At 49.1% G+C, this 18,423-nt stretch carries 13 protein-coding genes and 2 tRNA genes; 10 read left to right on the plus strand and 5 right to left on the minus strand.

From position 1 onward, the window contains the following. Window positions 1-107: 107 nt before the first annotated feature. From NYR02_RS11140 to NYR02_RS11150, 3 genes are read left to right on the plus strand one after another with little or no spacing between them, the layout of a single operon-like run. Window positions 108-1,592 (plus strand): ABC-three component system protein, encoded by a 1,485-nt coding sequence (locus NYR02_RS11140; protein ID WP_260976445.1) that lies wholly within the window; start codon window positions 108-110, stop codon window positions 1,590-1,592. Continuing rightward, complete coding sequence (locus tag NYR02_RS11145) at window positions 1,582-2,271, plus strand: ABC-three component system middle component 1 (RefSeq protein ID WP_260976446.1); 690 nt, start codon at window positions 1,582-1,584, stop codon at window positions 2,269-2,271. Before NYR02_RS11140 ends, NYR02_RS11145 begins: the two co-directional genes overlap by 11 nt. Beyond that, window positions 2,268-4,607: an AAA family ATPase gene (locus tag NYR02_RS11150; RefSeq protein ID WP_260976447.1), complete on the plus strand. Its 2,340-nt coding sequence runs from the start codon at window positions 2,268-2,270 to the stop codon at window positions 4,605-4,607. Before NYR02_RS11145 ends, NYR02_RS11150 begins: the two co-directional genes overlap by 4 nt. Before the next feature lie 404 nt (window positions 4,608-5,011). Here NYR02_RS11150 and NYR02_RS11155 read toward each other — a convergent pair whose 3' ends face one another. Continuing rightward, on the minus strand, window positions 5,012-7,804 hold the full coding sequence (locus NYR02_RS11155) for a bifunctional aconitate hydratase 2/2-methylisocitrate dehydratase (RefSeq protein WP_260976448.1): 2,793 nt from the start codon (window positions 7,802-7,804) through the stop codon (window positions 5,012-5,014). 485 nt (window positions 7,805-8,289) lie between these two features. On the opposite strand from NYR02_RS11155, the gene NYR02_RS11160 reads away from it, so the two are divergent. Beyond that, window positions 8,290-10,425 (plus strand): molybdopterin oxidoreductase family protein, encoded by a 2,136-nt coding sequence (locus NYR02_RS11160; protein WP_260976449.1) that lies wholly within the window; start codon window positions 8,290-8,292, stop codon window positions 10,423-10,425. Window positions 10,426-10,523: 98 nt separating this feature from the next. Continuing rightward, on the plus strand, window positions 10,524-11,666 hold the full coding sequence (gene pdxB / locus NYR02_RS11165) for a 4-phosphoerythronate dehydrogenase PdxB (protein WP_260976450.1): 1,143 nt from the start codon (window positions 10,524-10,526) through the stop codon (window positions 11,664-11,666). Between the two features lie 222 nt (window positions 11,667-11,888). Here pdxB and NYR02_RS11170 read toward each other — a convergent pair whose 3' ends face one another. Then, the gene (locus NYR02_RS11170; protein ID WP_260976451.1) at window positions 11,889-12,326 is read right to left on the minus strand and encodes a hypothetical protein; all 438 of its coding nucleotides are present in this window, start codon (window positions 12,324-12,326) and stop codon (window positions 11,889-11,891) included. Beyond that, window positions 12,326-13,543 (minus strand): pyridoxal phosphate-dependent aminotransferase, encoded by a 1,218-nt coding sequence (locus tag NYR02_RS11175; protein WP_260976452.1) that lies wholly within the window; start codon window positions 13,541-13,543, stop codon window positions 12,326-12,328. Before NYR02_RS11175 ends, NYR02_RS11170 begins: the two co-directional genes overlap by 1 nt. A 93-nt stretch (window positions 13,544-13,636) precedes the next feature. On the opposite strand from NYR02_RS11175, the gene msrB reads away from it, so the two are divergent. The 3 genes from msrB to NYR02_RS11190 all read left to right on the plus strand — a co-directional run bounded on the left by msrB (window position 13,637) and on the right by NYR02_RS11190 (window position 15,075). Next, window positions 13,637-14,035 carry a peptide-methionine (R)-S-oxide reductase MsrB gene (gene msrB, locus NYR02_RS11180; protein WP_260976453.1) on the plus strand — a complete coding sequence of 133 codons (399 nt, stop codon included), beginning with the start codon at window positions 13,637-13,639 and terminating at the stop codon, window positions 14,033-14,035. An 89-nt stretch (window positions 14,036-14,124) separates the two neighbouring features. Then, entirely contained in the window at window positions 14,125-14,604 is a 480-nt protein-coding gene (locus NYR02_RS11185) for a glutathione peroxidase (RefSeq protein WP_260976454.1), read from the plus strand. Between the two features lie 3 nt (window positions 14,605-14,607). Continuing rightward, complete coding sequence (locus NYR02_RS11190) at window positions 14,608-15,075, plus strand: MarR family winged helix-turn-helix transcriptional regulator (protein ID WP_260976455.1); 468 nt, start codon at window positions 14,608-14,610, stop codon at window positions 15,073-15,075. Here NYR02_RS11190 and NYR02_RS11195 read toward each other — a convergent pair. Beyond that, window positions 15,044-17,194: a response regulator gene (locus NYR02_RS11195; RefSeq protein WP_260976456.1), complete on the minus strand. Its 2,151-nt coding sequence runs from the start codon at window positions 17,192-17,194 to the stop codon at window positions 15,044-15,046. The genes NYR02_RS11190 and NYR02_RS11195 overlap by 32 nt on opposite strands. A 120-nt stretch (window positions 17,195-17,314) precedes the next feature. After that, on the minus strand, window positions 17,315-18,058 hold the full coding sequence (locus NYR02_RS11200) for a hypothetical protein (protein ID WP_260976457.1): 744 nt from the start codon (window positions 18,056-18,058) through the stop codon (window positions 17,315-17,317). Between the two features lie 187 nt (window positions 18,059-18,245). On the opposite strand from NYR02_RS11200, the gene NYR02_RS11205 reads away from it, so the two are divergent. Next, window positions 18,246-18,321: transfer RNA gene (locus NYR02_RS11205), tRNA-Glu, on the plus strand. A gap of 26 nt (window positions 18,322-18,347) precedes the next feature. After that, window positions 18,348-18,423 (plus strand) — tRNA-Gly (locus NYR02_RS11210).

The following is an 18,423-nucleotide window of genomic DNA, read 5'->3' on the forward strand; positions in this document are numbered from 1 at the left end:
AGATGGGTGTCGGTGAAGGCTCTAAATTTTCTCTCACAGATAGATTGTTAAAGTGGGTGTCTACGTAGTTTTCTTTAGTGTTTTTGCAATTTAAAAAAGGAATCTAGATGTCGCATGATGCGTCAGCAACTTGGAGCGGATTTAACTATCAAGGTAAGGTTGCTCTCTATCATACCTTAACGCTTATTAAGCAGAAGCTTGGTGAGAGATTAGACTTTGATTTCTCAGGTTACGAACTGATATTAGAGAATCATGAGGATTTTGATATCAAAGGACCTGATGGTTTTGAATCATTTCACCAAGTAAAAGCAATTAATGAAACGGCATTTAGTACATTTGAAAATGCATTGTTTGCAATGCTTTTACAACTCGATATGGGAGAATTTTCTTCAGTAACCGGTTATTTACATACTTGGAGGCCTTTAAACTGGAACGGTGGCGATAGTTTTGAGGTGAAGCTTAAGGGTGTCATTTATAAAGTTATAGAGAATCATCAGGATGATCCTACTAATTCTTATATTCAGAAGACCTTTTCTGATGAACTTGTGGCTGAGAAGAAAATTAAAATTCTCAGGCAAGCTCGAGATGAAGATGGTCGCTTATCTAATGAAAATGAAGTGTTTCGTATACTTAATACAATGTATGGAGCGACGGACGCGTTGCGCGTAACTGGTAGGGTTAAACAATATGATTATGGCGATGGCCTTGCATGTGATATCGCTTCTATCGACATAAAAGTAAAGACCGCGATTGCTGAGCTACACAGTATCCTTAGTATAGACTCGGCCGCCACGGCAATAGAAAAAATATTCTGTGTTCTGTTGAGTCTGTTAGATGAAAATATAATTCTGAAACACTTAAACTTGAATTCTGGCAATGAGACTCCAATTTTATTCTCAGGGATTATAGATGTTATTACTCGTGGCTCTGTAAGAGATTCCGATGAAGCCTATTTGGCAGCAAGATTTAAACTAAATTTCATTCGTCTGTTTGATGAGTTCCTTGATGATGAAGATCTATGTCCGGCAGAGATTTCGGAGTCTTACTTCAATGGTGATTCTAATCTAAATACTGCAATGAATGTTTTGCTTAACTTGCCTGCGAAAGATTTATTACACCACTATAAGATTCTCAGTCCTCATATAGCTTTAGATGCTGAAAGTACGCTAGATAATGCAATATCAATAAATCGTGATGATTTAAGGCAGTACCTTTTTCCTATATTTGCGGATATGTGCAGAACTAAATTTAGCCATGATGATGCTAGAAAACTGATTCTTTATAAAAGTAGTGGGAAGAGTTACTTGCCAACGACTATTGGCGCTGGAACGAAGAAACGATTGGTAATTGATATTATGAATAATGGGCAAGCTATATCTTTGTTGTTTGAAGTGTCAGCAATGGTGACAGGGTGTGAAAACGCAGTTGAAATTAATCATTTTGGTGAAGAGTATAGTAGGCTTTCATCTGTTTCTCTAGAGCAATATTATGTTGATGAAGCGGTCGAGAGTAGGGAAAAGATCTCTCAAATATCACGAGATATTCGCCTTATAAAGAAAAGCACTGCAATAAGGGAAATGGATGATGCTTGAAGTTGTACAAGGATTATGTGAGTCAAACAATTTTGATGTGCATGATTTTGACTCGGGGATAGATGGGGTTCGTTCTAAAATTGCTGTTCCATATAAATATGGTGAGGGGAATCAGGAATATTATGTTTTATTACAGTCTGATGATGTCTCCGACGAATTTTTAAAAAGTCTTGCTATAGATGGTTCGGAAGAATTGATGGGCAGGCTGGAGTTGCTGGATTTTACGGACGAAAGTTTTCGTAAGAATAGTACGTTAATACTATGCTGCAGTTCTGTCTCTGTATCTGATTCAGTGTTGTTGCAATTTGAAGAAAATCCATATTTTTTCAAAAAGAATGTTATAACTTATTCGGGGGAGGAGTTGTCGTCTTTAAAAGGAAAACTGAATGGTGATTTTAATAATGAAAGACTGAATTCTCTTCTTGCTGAAAGTGGGGGGGATTTATTTGAATTATTTAAAACTATGGGCTTTCAAAAGGGACATTACTACCCACTGCTCATTAGGCTTATTACTAAGCTGCCTTTTGTTCACTATTTACCTCAGTCCAACAATTTAGAAAATTTGGATGAATTCGTTAGGGAAGAGCTCATGGAGTCTGATTTAAAGATGCTTGATTATATTCTTAGTGAGGAATATTCAATTGAGGACAAAATCTCTTCAGATTGGGAGCGGTTATGATTGGAATGTACCGTCTAGAACGGATTTTCTTCTATAATTTTAAGTTGTTTTCCGGAGATTTTTCGATCAGGTTTGGAAGTAATGACTTGATAGTATTTGATGGTCCTAATGGTTATGGGAAAACCTCGGTTTATGATGCAGTTGAGTTGGCTATTACTGGTAATATTAGGAGGTTTACTTCTACTGAAAGTCAGCAAAACCCAGATGATGTAGTAGTTGCGCATAATAATGATATGAATTGTTATGTGAGGCTGGAGTTAAAAAATAGTGAAGGATCTATCACTGTCGAGAGATGTTTGAAAGATAAGATTTCTAATTCAGATAAGAAAATTATTAATTTTAGAAATTTGTGGGATATTTATTTGATTGATGGTGATGATAGGCGACAGATAAGTCAATTGGATCTAAATGACTTGTTGAAAAATCCTAATGTGTGTCGTGATTTTACATTGTTTCATTATGTTGAGCAGGAAGATACGGCTCATTTCTTAAAAGGGAGGTCAGAGAAAGACCGTGCTAATGCTCTATCGGTACTCTTTGGGGATACCGTTGAAATGCAGGAGAAAGTCTCAAAAGTTTTAGAATTTGAAAAGCGCCTTGGTGATGTTGTTAGAGATAAAGATCGGGAAAGAAAAATTCTAGAGAATAGAGGGAATTTGAATGTATCGGAAGAATATCAAGGGGCTGAAGCACCGTTTATCCCCTTATTGAAAAGGGAAGGAAGCTCTTTTGAATGGGATAAGCAAACGATTTTAAATTTCTCGGTCGAGAAAAGGGATAGTTTTCTACTAGAGCTTAAAAAAATCAGTGCTCTTGTTGAAAATCGTGAGTTCTTTTTAAAATATAGGGTTCATAGTCGAGCTACATTGCAACGCGAAGTGCTGATGAATTTTCTAGCTTATTCAAAGCATATGGATAGGCTTGAGGAGTTTAAAGAGGGAGCTAGACAAATGAGGTTGGTGTCTTCTATAGCTTCTTTATTGGGAGGTAAGTTGGATTCGTTGTTGGAAAGTCCATTCTTATTGGAGTGCTTTGATTTAGTCGGTTATAAAAACGGTGAAGAGTTTGTTGCTGGTTTGAGAGATATTGTCGATGGTAAGAAATATAACGATGATAGCTCGAAAGTAGTATCCGACCTGCTTTCATTTAGGACGCATCTACAAGCGCATCTCGATAATAATGATGGTGAAAAAGAGTGCTTACTCTGTGGGTCTAGCTTTGAAAGTCATACTCACATGATGGAGGCGATTAAAAATAAGGAATTGGCGTTGAGGTCGGTTCTTAGTGTTGATGAGAAGCGTCTTGATGGGTTATTAAGTGAGTTTCTTAGCAATACCTTGCCATTGTTTTCTAGGCTAGTGGAGCTGTTTCTGGAAAGGAAAGCTGTTCCCTCTGCAGATTATATCTCTGCATTGGAAAGTGCTAAAAGCGTTGAAGATAGAATTGAAAGACTGAAGTTATGGTTGGATAAGCAGGATGTTACGTATTCTGATCTATTGCTACCTTATAGGGAAGAAAGTATATCCTTTGATGAGCTTGAAGAAAATCTTCTGCTTTTAAATAAAAGGATTATGTCAAAGGTTGAGGCGTTCCCTGATGGCTATGAAGAACTGGAATCGGAGATGGATTTTGAAAGTGTATTTGGTATCTATTTTGATTCTAAGGTGGAGCTTCTTAATGCAGTAGAGTCTACTGATATTGAGGAGAAGCAGAAGTATATCCAAAAGTTATTTTTTCAATCTATTTCAAATGATATTAAAGCTTATGAAACTTTGATTTCTGATCTGTCTAAGTTAAATGCTAAGAAAGATGCTATAGCTAGTCTACGAACGAAACTTAAAAAATCGATTAGTCGTTATCAGAAACTCCTAATTAAAGATGTCGAGCTTCCATTTTATATTTACTCAGGAAAGGTGCTTCAGGCACATCAATCTGGTATTGGTAATGGCATCTTTATAAAAGATAAAACAGGCGGAGATGAGCTTAAGAATATCAGGTTTGTTTCTAATTGGAAGAGTGATCACGATGTAATTAATACTATGAGTTCAGGCCAAATAGCAGCGGTAGTTATCACTCTTTATCTGGCTTTGAATAAAGTCTACGCAAAAGGCCTGGCTGTACTGCTTATTGATGATCCAGTGCAGACAATGGATGAGATAAATATGATCTCTCTAGTTGAGCTGTTGAGGAACGAGTTTTCTGATAGGCAGATTATTCTTTCGACTCATGAAGATCATGTTTCTAAGTATTTTCTATACAAATTTCTTAAATATAGAAAGTCTGTAAGGCAGATAAAGTTGATGGAGCGTAAGGAGTTTCAGCTTTCAAATGACTAATTTTGTTATGCTTGGAATGATAAAATTGATGTTTTAATCGGAGACCCGAGAATAATACAGAGTTGTTTTATATTGAGTATACAAAAAAACCGGCTCCTCTTTCGAGTGCCGGTTTTTTCATTTGATCGCGTTTTGTTTTCAGTAGAAGCCGATCAGTTCAGTGAGCTGCATAAGCTGATTTTAAACCCGCCTAAATCCGCTCTTCGTCATTGATCTTTTGTGCGTGACCCACACGGATGTGGGAAATGCCGTAACTGCATGGAGCAAGTTCCGGCGCTGAATACGTTCTTTGCAGAACCTCAAAACCCAATCATTCATTCTGGCTTAGTGCATTGGCTGAGCTTAGCCCGCTGCCTGAACCTTAAAGGTCAGGGCAGTGGGCTGATTCCCGCAAAAGCTATTATTTAGATAGCTTTCAGAGGGATTGATGGACGAGCCAGATCTTCAGACGGTGGAGCGAAAGACGTCAGGTTGATACCGTCAACCGCTGCTTTGTACTCTTCCAGAGTCGGGAAACGACCCAGAATAGTAGACAGAACAACCATTGGGGTTGAACCCAGCAGAGACTCACCTTTCTTCTCAGCGCTGTCTTCTACAACACGGCCCTGGAACAGACGGGTAGAGGTCGCCAGAACGGTGTCACCGGCTTCTGCTTTTTCCTGGTTACCCATGCACAGGTTACATCCAGGACGCTCCAGGTACAGGATGTTCTCGTACTTGGTACGGGCCGCTTCTTTTGGCTTGTCATCGTCGAAAACGAAGCCAGCGTATTTGGCCAGAATGTCCCAGTCGCCTTCGGCTTTCAGCTCGTCAACGATGTTGTACGTTGGTGGCGCTACAACCAGTGGCGCTTTGAACGTGATAGGGCCGTTCTTTTCCAGGTTGCGCAGCATGGCAGCGATGATCTGCATGTCACCTTTGTGCACCATGCAAGAACCAACGAAGCCCAGATCCACTTTACGGCCATTGTAGTAAGAAGCCGGACGGATTACGTCGTGGGTGTAACGCTTGGATACGTCTTCGTTGTTTACGTCCGGGTCAGCAATCATCGGCTCGTCGATGGCGTCCAGGTCTACAACCAGCTCGGCGTAGTACTTGGCGTTGTCGTCCGGAGCCAGCGCTGGCTCTTCACCAGACTTGATGCCGGCAATACGCTTGTCAGCCAGGTCGATCAGGCCTTGCAGCATGCCCGCTGCGTTGTCCATGCCTTTGTTGATCATGATCTGGATACGGGACTTAGCCAGTTCCAGAGATTGGATCAGGGTGTCATCGGTAGAAATACAGATAGAAGCTTTCGCTTTCATTTCTGCAGTCCAGTCGGTGAAGGTGAAGGCCTGGTCAGCCAGCAGGGTGCCGATCTGTACTTCGATTACACGACCCTGGAACACGTTTTCGCCGCTGAACTTCTTCAGCATCTGCGCCTGGGTGGCGTGTACGATGTCACGGAAGTCCATGTGTGGCTTCATTTTGCCTTTGAAGGTTACTTTCACAGACTCTGGGATTGGCATTGCTGCTTCACCAGTGGCCAGTGCGATAGCAACGGTACCGGAGTCCGCACCGAAGGCCACACCTTTAGACATACGGGTGTGAGAGTCACCACCGATGATGATCGCGCGGTCGTCCACAGTAATGTCGTTCAGTACTTTGTGGATTACGTCGGTCATGGAGTGGTAAACGCCTTTCGGGTCACGTGCAGTGATAACACCGAATGCGTTCATGAACGCCATCAGCTTAGGCGTGTTGGCCTTGGCTTTGTTGTCCCATACAGAAGCTGTGTGACAGCCAGACTGGAAGGCACCATCAACGCTTGGGGAGATGGTAGCAGCTGCCATGGATTCCAGTTCCTGACAGGTCATAGGACCTGTGGTGTCCTGAGAACCTACGATGTTCACTTTAACGCGAACGTCAGAACCGGTGTGCAGAGGAGTCTTAGACTTAACGCCTACTGCATTGCGGTTGAAGATCTTCTCAACAGCGGTCAGGCCCTGGCCTTCGTGAGAGATTTCTTTAGAAGCGGCGTAAACATCCGGTGCTTCAATGCCCAGAGTTTCTGCGGCGAAGGTCTGCAGTTTCTTACCGAAGGTTACCGCGTAAGAACCGCCAGCTTTCATGAATTCCACTTTTTGTGGGGTGAAAGCGGATGCTACGTCAACCAGCACATTGCCTTCGCTGTCGAGCAGCTTCTTGGCTTTAGTGTCGATGGTCAGAACGGTGCCGGTCTTAACCGAGTAGGCTTCTTCCAGTACCGGGTCGCCGTTGGCGTCACGGACGATTTCGCCGTTTTCGTCGGTTTTCTTAACCCAGTTTTTCAGGTCCAGACCGATACCGCCGGTTACACCAACGGTGGTCAGGAAGATAGGGGCGATACCGTTGGTACCAGCAACCACCGGACGGTTGTTGATGAAAGGAATGTATGGAGAAGTCTTCTCACCCGCCCACAGCGCTACGTTGTTCACGCCGGACATACGGGAAGAACCCACGCCCATGGTGCCTTTCTCAGCGATCAGCATCACTTTAGCGTCTGGGTTTTCTTCGCCCATTTTTTTGATTTCTTGCTGAGCTTCAGGAGAAATCATGCACAGGCCGTGCAGTTCACGGTCAGCACGGGAGTGAGACTGGTTACCCGGAGACAGTAAGTCAGTAGAGATGTCACCTTCAGCAGCGATGTAGGTGATAACCTTAATTTTCTCTGGGATGTCGTCCAGCTTGGTGAAGAATTCTGCTTTTGCGTAGCTTTCCAGAATGTCTTTAGCAATAGCGTTGCCAGCTTTGAAAGCGTCAGCCAGACGGCTGGTGTCGGCTTCGTACAGGAATACCTGAGACTTCAGAACTTCACCAGCAGCGGCGTTGTTGGCGTCGTCAGACAGCGCGATGTCCAGCAGGGCTTCAACAGAAGGGCCGCCTTTCATGTGAGACAGTTGCTCTAAGGCGAAGGCCGGAGAGATTTCAGCAACGGTTTCTGCACCGGTGACGATGTCTTTCAGGAATTTAGCTTTAACACCAGCGGCAGGGGTAGTACCTGGCAGGGTGTTGTAGATGAAGAAGTTCAGAGAGGCTTCACGCTCTGCATTGCCGGTATCTTTGATCTGGGCAATGATTTCAGACAGCAGTTCTGCGCTATCGATTGGTTTTGGGTGTAATCCCAGATCCTTTTTACGAACCTCAATTTCTTTCAGATATTCTGAATACAGACTCATTAGCGACCCTCTCAAAGCCTCAGTTGCAACGTATGGGCACTTTAGTCAGCAACGAGGGATTGTATTCCGTTCTGACTAAGTACCATTAAGTAAGAAGGTAGTTTCCCGGACAGGCGATCAGCCCATACAGGGAGCTACCCTTTCTATAATGGCGCGGAGTATACCGGAATTATGGCGTCAGGAGCATTAGTCCCCCTGATGTGCATCATTCATAGAAGTTATGGCAGTAAGGTCCGATATTTTCCCGGTTTATCAGTGGATTCCCGTGGCAGGATGCATGATCGTTAAGGAGGCTTTCTGACGTGTTCAGACACTCGTTGGTACCTTGTTGGTGCCTTAATGACCCGGGTGGCAGGCTGATTTGTGCTGAGTTTTGGCACAAAAGGCCTGCTCCGGGCCATTGAGTAACCGGTATAGTCAGGAAAAATAATAATCCCGGCCTCAGCCGGTTATTCAGCAGTCAGAACAGCAGCCAGGACAACATCATGACGATTCAGACGCATAAACGCACCTGCAGTCTGTGCGAGGCCACCTGCGGCATTGAAATTGAATTTAATTCGGCAACGGAAGAGATTCTGTCCATTAAGGGCGATAAATCCGACCCCTTCAGTCGCGGCTATATCTGCCCGAAAGCTACCGCACTGCAGGATCTGCAGAACGATCCTGACCGCTTGCGTACACCGCTGAAAAAAACCGCTTCCGGCTGGCAGGAGATTTCCTGGCCACAGGCGCTGAATGAAGCGGCAGAAGGTTTTCGCCGTATTCAGGCAGAGCACGGCCGTGATGCGGTGGGCAGTTATCTGGGCAATCCCAATGTTCACAATTACGGCAATATGATTTTTGGCCCGTTGCTGCTCAAGCAGCTGGGCTCGAAGAACAAATTCTCTGCAACATCGGTTGATCAGCTGCCGCACCATATGGCCAGTTTGCATATGTTTGGCCATCAGCTGCAGATTCCGGTGCCGGATATTGACCGTACCGATTTTCTGATTGTTATGGGCGGTAATCCGCTGGCCTCAAACGGCAGCCTGATGACCGCGCCGGATATTAAAAACCGCCTGAAAGCCATTCGTGAGCGCGGCGGCAAAATTCTGGTGATCGATCCGCGCCGCAGCGAAACCGCTGGCGTTGCTGATGAACACTGGTTTATCCGTCCGGGGCAGGATGTGCTGCTGTTGCTGTCGTTGCTCTATGTCTTTATCCATGAGCTGAGTGCCCAGCTGCCAGCGCTGCCGGAGTATATCGACAGTGCTGATCTGGCCGGATTGTGTGCGGCTTATGCGCCGGAAAATACGGCTGCACGCAGCGGTATTGAAGCCGCTCAGGTGCGCGCACTGGCGGCGCAATGGCTGCAGGCAAAATCTGCGGTTTGCTATGGCCGTATGGGGGTTTCGGTTCAGCAGTACGGTGGCCTGTGCCAGTGGCTGATCAATGTGCTGAACATTGTCAGTGGCAATTTTGATCGTACAGGCGGGGCGATGTTTACCTCACCGGCAGTGGATATTGTTGGCATTACCGCCGCGCAGGGCGGGCGCGGACATTTTGACCGCTACCGTTCACGGGTGCGCAATCTGCCGGAATTCGGTGGCGAGCTGCCGGTGGCGGTGCTGGCCGAAGAAATCCTGACGCCGGGCAAAGGGCAGATCCGGGCGATGCTGACGGTGGCCGGTAATCCGCTGCTGTCTACGCCTAACACCCGCCAGCTTGAGCGTGCTTTTGAATCTCTCGATTTTATGGTGTCGGTGGATTATTTCCTCAATGAAACCAGCCGCCATGCGGATCTGATTCTGCCGCCGTGCGGCCCGCTGGAGCGTGATCATTACGATGTGATCTTTAACGCGCTGGCGGTACGCAATGTGGCTAAATACTCGACGGCTTTGTTTAAACCCAAAGCCGGCGTGCTGCAGGACTGGCAGATTCTGCTGCAGCTGACCAAACGACTGAACCGCGGTGATCTGAAAAAACGCCTGACCAATCGCCTGACCTGGGCGGTGATGGGCTGGCTCAAGCCTGAAGGCGTGCTGAATAAAATGCTGAAAAGCGGCAAAACTGGGCTGGATCTCAACGCGCTGAAGAAACAGCCTGAAGGCATTGATCTCGGTGCGCTGCAGCCGGTGATGCCAAAGCGGCTGTTTACCCGTGATAAGCGTCTGAATCTGACGCCTGATGTGTATCTCAATGCTCTGGCGCAGGTTGCTTCTGAGCTGCAGCAGCCGCTGACGGCCGATGGTGAGTTTCTGTTGATCGGTCGTCGCCATATCCGCTCCAACAACTCCTGGCTGCATAACAGCAAGCGTCTGGTGAAGGGCAAAAGCCGCTGCACGCTGATGCTCAATCCTGTTGATGCGGAGAGACTGGGTATCGCCGATGGTGTCAGCGTGCGGGTCCGCTCGCGGGTCGCCGAGCTGGAGGTGGTGGCCGAAGTCACCGATGAACTGATGCCGGGGGTGGTCAGTATTCCTCACGGCTGGGGACATAATGTACCGGGCATCCGCTTAACTCAGGCGCAGGAAGTGGCCGGTGTTAACACCAACGACCTGACCGATGATCAGCTTCTGGATGGTCTGACCGGTAATGCGGCGCTGAATGGCGTACCGGTACAGCTGCAGGCTATCGCCTGATGACTGCTCCCTGATTAACACTCCCTGAGCCGTGGCAATTGTTATTCTTGATGGCAATTGCCACAATGGCGCCTTCCTGTTGAAAAGAGCGGACCCCAGTGCACATAGTTGCGGACGAAAACATTCCCCTGTTAAACGAATTCTTTGCGGATTTTGGTGATATCACGTTGGTAGAGGGGCGCAGCATGACTGCGGCCGACCTTGCCGGAGCGGATATTCTGCTGGTGCGTTCAGTGACCCGCGTTGATGCGCAGTTGCTGGCCGGCAGTCAGGTGAAGTTTGTCGGCACGGCCACCATTGGTACTGATCACATTGATCGTGCGTATCTGGAAGAAGCCGGTATCGGCTTTAAAAGTGCGCCGGGTTGCAATGCTCAGGCGGTGGTTGATTATGTGCTCAGCGCATTAAGCGTTCTGGTGGATGAGCGCGGCATTGGCTTTACCGATGTGACCGTAGGGATTGTCGGAGTGGGAAGCGTTGGCTGGCTGCTGCGTCGTCGTCTGGAAGAGATGGGCGTTACCGTGTTGGCCACCGACCCCTTTAAAAATCCTGACGAGGTGGGTGAGCTGGTGTCACTCGACGAGGTTCTGGGCGCGGACGTGGTCACGCTGCATACGCCGCTTACCCGTGATGGCGAACACCCGACCTGGCATTTGATTGATGAGCAACGTCTGGCGCAAATGAAACCGGATGCCAGCCTGATTAACGCCGGGCGCGGGGCGGTGGTGGATAATGCGGCCTTGCTGGCCCATATGCAAAAGAACCGCGATTTTGAAGCGATTCTGGATGTGTGGGAAAACGAGCCGGAGCTTGATTTGCAGCTGATGCAGCGTTGTCTGCTGGCAACACCGCATATTGCCGGTTATTCGCTGGATGGCAAAATGCGCGGTACCGAATACGTGTATCAGGGCTTGTGCGAATTTTTTGGGTTGCCGGTGCGCCGCAAACTGGCGCAGTTTTTACCGGAGCCGGGCGTTAAACGGGTGAATTTTTCTGATCAGGTGCCGGTTTATCAGGCCTTGCGTACCGCGATTCGCGCCTGTTACGAAATTCGTGTTGATGATGGCGTGATGCGTACTGCGATGAAGCGCTCGGATAATCTGAAAGCAACCTTTGATCAGATGCGCAAAAACTATCCGTTACGTCGTGATATTCCGACGTTGCGGGTCGGTGTTCCGGCGAAATGCCACGACCTGCACGAAGCCTTGAGTGCCGCAGGTTTTGATGTGCGTACTAAATAATATCGGGATTAGTTGATATTGGGATTGGCACATAAAAAACCGCGCCGGGCGCGGTTTTTTATGTCTGATTTTCGCACGCTGGCGGTTTCACCTGGCTCCCACGCTCTGCGTGGTAGCCCTTGCTGGCACAGTTGCATTCCCACGCAGAGCGTAGGAACGAGGAAGAGCTCCCATAAAAAAACCGCGCATTGCGCGGTTTTTATGCCGGGTGTTTACCCGTCGTTATATGTGATTACTGAGCAGGTAATCCCGCACCAGTTCACCCAGCCAGAGCGAGTCGCCCTGCAGGCGGGCAAATTCCAGCACCTGAAACACCGGCGTAATATCGCCAGAGTGTTCAATGTTCTCAGCATCACCACGCAGTGACTGTGGCTGGGCAGGTGCAATAAGACGGGTAAAGGCCTTACTGGTGAGAACAAAATCATCCACCGAATCCTGACGGCTGAGGGCGCCGAAGCGGATAAAGCCTTCTTCACGAAGCCATTGCACCGCTCCGAGTGCCGCCAGGTGACGCGGACTGTGCAGGCCGAATTCGTCAACCGTATCCGGCCCGGAAATATCTTCGATAAACAGCGTTTGCTGTCGCGGAAATGCGCGGAAACCACTCAGCAAAGTGGTTGCGCAATCTTTGTAAAAATCGTCGATATGAACGTCAAGCATCAGATCTGGTGGTAGCTTTCAAAAAACTGTTTGGTTTTGCTCAGCGCCAGGGTCAGGTCTTCCGGCCGTGGCAGGAACACCACACGGAAGTGATCCGGGTAGGGCCAGTTAAAGGCGGTACCGTGCACGATCAGAATTTTCTGTTGCTCCAGTAAATCGAGCACCAGACGTTCATCGTTGCGCACGTTGAATTTTTTCGCATCGACTTTCGGGAAGCAGTACAGCGCGCCCTGCGGTTTGACACAGCTGACGCCGGGGATGTCGTTGAGCATGTCCCAGGCAATATCACGTTGCTGACACAGGCGTCCACCGGGGGCGACCAGATCGTCAATGCTTTGATAGCCACCCAGTGCGGTCTGGATCGCATACATGGCGGGCACGTTGGCACACATGCGCATAGAAGCCAGCAGTTCCAGGCCTTCAATGTAGTCTCGCGCTTTGTGTCTGGCGCCGCTGATGATCATCCAGCCGGAACGGAAACCGGCCAGGCGATAATTTTTTGATAGGCCGTTAAAAGTAACAATCAGCAGGTCATCGGCCAGTGAGGCGGTGGATACGTGCTCTACCTCATCGTACAGAATCTTGTCGTAAATCTCGTCGGAGAACACGATCAGGTTATTCTGACGGGCGATTTCCAGCATCTGCAGCAGCATTTCCTGCGGATAAACAGCACCGGTCGGGTTGTTCGGATTGATCAGTACCAGCGCACGGGTTTTATCGGTGATTTTGGCGCGCATATCGTCGAGGTCAGGCTGCCAGCCAGCGCCTTCGTCGCAGATATAATGCACGGCACGGCCACCGGCCAGGCTGACGGCCCCTGTCCATAACGGATAATCCGGCGCCGGAACCAACACTTCGTCGCCGTTATTCAGCAGGCCCTGCATGGCCATAACAATCAGTTCGCTGACGCCGTTGCCGACAATAATGTCTTCGATACCCACATGCTGAATATTTTTTTGCTGGGCGTACTGCATGATGGCTTTGCGGGCCGAAAACAGACCTTTGGAGTCGGCGTACCCTTCAGAATCCGGCAGGTTATAAATAACGTCCTGAATGATTTCTTCTGGCGCATCAAGGCCAAATGGCTTGGGGTTGCCGATATTCAGTTTAAGAATACGGTGACCTTCTTCTTCCATGCGTTTGGCGGCTTGTAATACAGGTCCACGCAAATCGTAAAACACATTAGCCAATTTGTTGGATTTAAGAATTTCCTGCATGGAAGTCGCACTGCCTTTGTTGAAAGGAAAAAGAAAGCTGGCATGATACTCCTCCGGTCAACGCTTCGAAAGTGGCTATCAGGAGATCCGTCAATGAGCAAAGTAAATAAAACAGCCGAACAGTGGCGGAAAGAACTGGATGCGGAAACCTATCGGGTGACGCGGGAGGCTGGTACAGAAGCGCCCTTCAGTGGGCGTTATCACGACAGCAAAGAGCAGGGGGTTTACCACTGTATCTGTTGTGGTGAGGCCTTGTTTTTATCAGACACCAAGTTTGATTCCGGCTGCGGCTGGCCCAGTTTTTTTCAGCCGCTGACCGATGATGTGATTGAAGAGCGCGTAGATACCAGCCACTTTATGGTGCGTACTGAAGTGCTGTGTCAGAACTGTGGTGCGCATCTGGGCCATGTGTTCAGCGACGGACCTGCGCCGACGGGCTTGCGTTATTGTATTAATTCGGTGTCGCTGGATCTGAAGAAAGACAGTGATTAAACAGAAGGGGCAGGCCGGGCTTGCCCTTTTTGTTGAGAATATATATTGTGCGCAATAGTATTTATCAAAATAAAATATCCGGAGGTTTTATGTCAGTACTTTCTCATACCATGCCGCTGCTGAGTGGCCAGGATCAGGATCTGAGTGCTTATCAGGGACAGGTTGTGTTGGTGGTGAATACGGCCAGCGAATGCGGCTTTACCTATCAATACGAAGGGCTTGAAGCTTTGTATCAGCAGTACAAGGACAAAGGCCTGGTGATTCTTGGTTTTCCCTGCAACCAGTTTGGTCAGCAGGAAAAGGGCGACAGTGCAACGATCGGCGCTTTCTGCCAGAAGAACTACGGTGTGACATTCCCGATGTTCAGCAAAATTGAAGTGAATGGCGAACATGCCGCGCCGTTGTATCAGCAACTGAAAAGCGCTGCTCCAGGTGTGTTGGGAACCAAGGGCATTAAGTGGAACTTCACTAAGTTTCTGATCAATCAGCAGGGCGAGGTTGTTAAACGCTATGCGCCGACCACCAAGCCAGAGAAACTGCAGGCCGATATTGAACGTTTGTTGGGGTAGGTTGTGAAACGCAAAGTGTACCAACAGCTGCATCTGGATAATCAGCTATGTTTCTCGGTTTACAGCTTGTCGCGCCTGATTACGCAGGCGTATCAACCGCTGCTGAAAAAACTGGAGCTGACCTATCCGCAATACCTGGTGATGCTGGTGTTGTGGCAGGCGCAGGAGGAAGAGCGGTTACCGGTTTCGGTAAAATATCTGTGTGAGCGGTTATTGCTGGATACCGGTACGGTGACACCATTGCTGAAACGCATGGAAGCGTCCGGGCTGTTGGTACGTAGTCGCAGCAGCGAGGATGAGCGGGTGGTGCTGGTTGCCTTAACCGATCGTGGCTGGGCACTGCGTGAGCAGGCGGCTTCTGTCCCGCAGGATATTCTCTGTGCTACCGCCGTGGATGCGGCTGAAGCACTGTCACTGAAAGAGCGCCTGCAAAGCCTGATTAATCGCTGGCGTTGCCGTAATAGTTGTTAATCCACTGCACCAGCGTGGCCTGGATCTGATCCTGGGTGAATGGCTTGCCAATAAAGTCATTCATACCGGCGGTCAGGCACTGCTGACGTTCGTTTTCTCCGGTCAGGCCGGTCAGGGCAATGATCGGAGTATGGCTGTTGAGTGAATTGCGGCGAATCTGTCGAGTTGCCTCAAAGCCATCCATCACCGGCATCTGACAATCCATCAATACCAGATCGTAACGACAGCGGCGGGCCTGCTCGATTGCCTGCAGTCCATTGTCGGCGGTATCCGGTTCTATATTCAGGTTTTTCAGATAGCGCTGGCACAGCATGCGATTGATGGTGTTGTCATCGACCAGTAATACGCGGATGGTACGTTTTTTGTTCTGCCGGTCGGGGCTTACCTGCCGCAGCAGCGCATTGAGCAGGTCGGACTGCGTGCATTCCCGTTTATTTTCCGCGTTCTTTTCGCCATGAACATTCAGCACGATGCTGCGCTCGCCGTGACGTTCGGCGATTTCGGGCTGATCGGTCAGCAGCAGTTTGTGTTGGCTGTTGCGGTTGGTTATCTCGCTGACGGGTAACTGCCAGTGTTCGAGCCAATGCAGAACGTTATTGCGGCACGGTGCATCCTGAATAACAAGGTTCAGAGGATGTTGGCGCAGGTGTTGCCGGATCTCCGACAGTGATGATTCCAGTGATTGGTAGTGGATGTCGCAGGTGATGACAGAGCCTTGTTGTTCATCGGTTTCATATTGCAGATCGCCGCCAAGGCAGTGTGCGAGTTCGCGCGTCATTCCCAGACCAAACGCGGACGGCAGCTGCAGGTTGTCAGGAATCAGCGGCATAAGATCCTGTTCCAGTAATGCCCCACTGATAAACAGATGCTGTCCCGACAGGCTGATAAACAGTTGCTGCTTGTCGTGATGAATATTAAGTGCCAGCTCACCTTCGCTGGTGTGGGCCAGGCCGTTGCTGATCAGACTTTGCAGCAGCAGGCGCAGGCTGTCTTCGTTTGCCAGGATGGGACTGGTCGTGGTGGCGGTGTAAGTAATTCGCGGTTGCCCGGCGGGAATCCTGGCCAGGCAGTCTTTAATGACTTCGTTGATATCTATGATCTGCATCTCGTCATGCTGACCGGCATGCTGCAAAGTGTGCAGGTCGTGCAGTAAGCCGAGCAGATTGGCGGCCATATCCCGCGCATCCGTCTGTCGTGTGCTATCGAGACTCGACACCAGTTGATTCAGCGGTTCTTTCAGCAGTTGTATCAGCGTGCTCAGGTGACTTTGCAGGGCAGGATTGCTTGTATGGCTGTCGTCATTGCTCTGTTGCAGTCGGCGGTTCAGATGGGTAAGTGCATGGGTGCGTTTATGAATCAGCTCTTCCAGTTTGGTTGAGTAGCTGTTGATGGTTACTTCGGCTTTCCGTTGTTGCCGTATGTGTTCTTTCAGCAGGTTGAGCAGTAACGCAAACTGATTCATCAACTGGCCCAGTTCGTCCTGGCGCTTGGACTGCATGCGGGTCAGGTCGACGTCGTCCAGATTGTCGGCTGTGAGCCCGGTAATCTGCCGCACCAGCCGGGTGAGTGGGTTGGTGACGGCACGGTAGAACGCCGCATAGATAAAGGTGGCCAGCAGCAGGCTGAGCAGCAGGGCGTTAAGCAGGATATTGCGGATTAACTTACCAAACTCGGCAATGCTCTGGCAGCGGTCCAGTTCAATAATCAGCTTCCCCAATGGGGTGCCGCTATAACTCAGGGCTTCAATATGAATACCGGGCTCACTGAAGATCATCATGTCCAGCGTGGAGGGCTCGCATGAACTGGGCTGAACCGCCTGCGCAAGCTGCATGCCGGTACTGTCGATGACAATGGCCGAAGTGATATTGGGATGAGTCACCAGGCCGTCGGCCAGTTGCTGATTCAGGCGTATGTTGTAATTGAAGGTCGCCAGATTAAAAGCGGGCAGTGTGCTGGCAATGATGCTGGTGACGATGTCCTGTTGGCGCGTTTTCAGTGTCTGGATATTGGAGTGAATGCTGATGGTACTGATGATGCCGGCAATCACCAGCGCAACCACGGCTGTGTTCAGAGCCAGTTGCAGGGCCAGTTTTTTTTTGACCTGAGAGAATATCTGCATTCTGTCCTTTGCGCAGGCGCTGTTTCGGTATGAACGGTCGGAATCCTTCCTGAACTTTACCTCAGTTCCTGAAGCAGTCACAGGCTGCTGTCGGAGAGAAGCGTTTGTCAGAGCGTTTTCTCAGAAGTGTTTCTTCTTCCAGGAATCGTCTTCCGCATTTAACAGGTCGGCGCCTTCTTCCAGACGGGTGCCGCCGGCCGCCGGTTGGCGCTGCTCCTGTTGCTGGGTGATACGTTGCTGAATGCTTGCCAGTATGGCTTTCAGGTCGTCAGGCGGATTGCTGAGCTGCTTCAGCGCCGCCTCGGCTTTTTTCAGGTAATGAATGGCCTGAGGTGGGTTGTTGACGCTGGCGGCGGCAGTTGCTTTGGAGTCGAAAACGGCCACGGCAATTTTTACATTCAACAGTCTGGCTTCCTGCAGCAGTTGCCTGGCCTGGCTGGTGTCGATGCGATGATGCTGGTGGCCGCTGCGGATGAGATCCTGCAAGCGCTGGATTAAATGGCGTATTTCCTGAGCCTGTTTCACCTGGTTGGGTAGCTTTGCTGGTGGCTTTGGCGTTGCGTTTAGCCAGGCGAGGGCATTTTCCAGTGCTTTGTTGCAGCGTTTATTGGTGGGTGCCTGCAACAGGTTAAGTTCTTCTCCGTGCTGTTGAATATCCTGCGCAATAAAGTGCAGCATGGGCGCTGAGATCCAGGGTTGCAGGCTTTCGCCGATCATGCTCAGTTCGCCCATCTGGTCGGAGTGGATAACGGCCATGCGGGCGCGTTCAAGGCGTTTTTGCTCCTGCCAGCGCATAAAACCCAATGCCCCGACGGCGGCCAGGGCAGTGAATATCGCCAGAATGACCAGGCTGGTGGTAGACATGTGTTTCCTGTTTCCTTTCCTTGTCTCCGCAGGGAGTCGATGTTGAACGGGATTTGTCATAACGCCGGTCGCTTTGAGACGTTCCGGTTTTAAACACACCTTTTGTCAGTGTAGCTGTAAAAATCTTATTTACAGGGGTTGACGACCTAAATGTCCATCAATAGAATGCGCGCTCCTTGATTGAGACGTCCCCATCGTCTAGAGGCCTAGGACACCGCCCTTTCACGGCGGTAACAGGGGTTCGAATCCCCTTGGGGATGCCATTTAAAAATGGCAGTTTAAGCAGTGTGCGGGAATAGCTCAGTTGGTAGAGCACAACCTTGCCAAGGTTGGGGTCGCGAGTTCGAGTCTCGTTTCCCGCTCCA

It is taken from the genome of Thalassolituus pacificus, from assembly GCF_025318105.1.
GTDB lineage: Bacteria > Pseudomonadota > Gammaproteobacteria > Pseudomonadales > Oceanobacteraceae > Venatoribacter > Venatoribacter pacificus.